Raw genomic sequence first — 710 nt, 5'->3', positions numbered from 1 at the left:
TGCCGCCGGCCGTGTGGCGGCCTGGCGCGAGCGCTTCGGCGCGGCGCCCAGCAGCCCCGCCGCGGCATGGAAGGCCCCCTTCGGCGCGCCCGACGTGGAAGATGCGGTGGTCGTCGACCGGCCGTCCGCTCCGGCGCCGCACGCGCATCGGCCATCGCCATCGCCCCGCAGCGCGAGAACGGAAGCCCCTGGCAGTTTCACGCGGGTGGCCTTCGCCGGCCCGGCCGGTGCGCCGCAGGACCACTACTACCTCAGCGTGCCCCCCGGCGCGGCGGCGGGCACGCCGATGCCGCTGGTGCTTATGCTCCACGGCTGCACGCAGAACCCGCAGGACTTCGCCCTCGGCACCGGCATGAACGAGGCCGCCGCGCCCGCGAACGCGCTCGTGCTGTACCCCGCGCAGGCCCAGGGCGCCAACGCCCACGGCTGCTGGAACTGGTTCCGTCCGCAGGACCAGCAGCGCGGCCACGGCGAGCCCGCCACGCTGGTCGCCATGGTGCGCGACGCGATGGCGCGCCATCCCGTGGATGCCCGCCGCGTGTATGTGGCGGGCCTGTCCGCCGGCGGTGCGATGGCCGCGCTGCTGGCGCGCGAATACCCCGATGTGTTCGCGGCCGTGGGCGTGCATTCGGGCCTGCAGGCCGGCGCCGCGCACAACGTGATGGGCGCGCTGTCGGCCATGAAGAGCGGCGCCAAGGGCGCGCCCGGCC

General features: G+C 76.1%; 1 protein-coding gene. It reads left to right on the top strand.

Annotated elements, in window-relative coordinates; all coding sequences use genetic code 11:
* Nucleotides 1-13: 13 nt before the first annotated feature.
* Nucleotides 14-710, top strand: a 697-nt coding sequence (locus AC27KI_RS26550; RefSeq protein ID WP_487116866.1) for an extracellular catalytic domain type 1 short-chain-length polyhydroxyalkanoate depolymerase, incomplete at its 3' end; no start/stop codon positions are given.

It is taken from the genome of Acidovorax sp. KPB24-03 (assembly GCF_057546605.1).
Note: the sequence above shows the minus strand (reverse complement) of the source record. Positions and strands in the feature narration are given on the sequence as shown.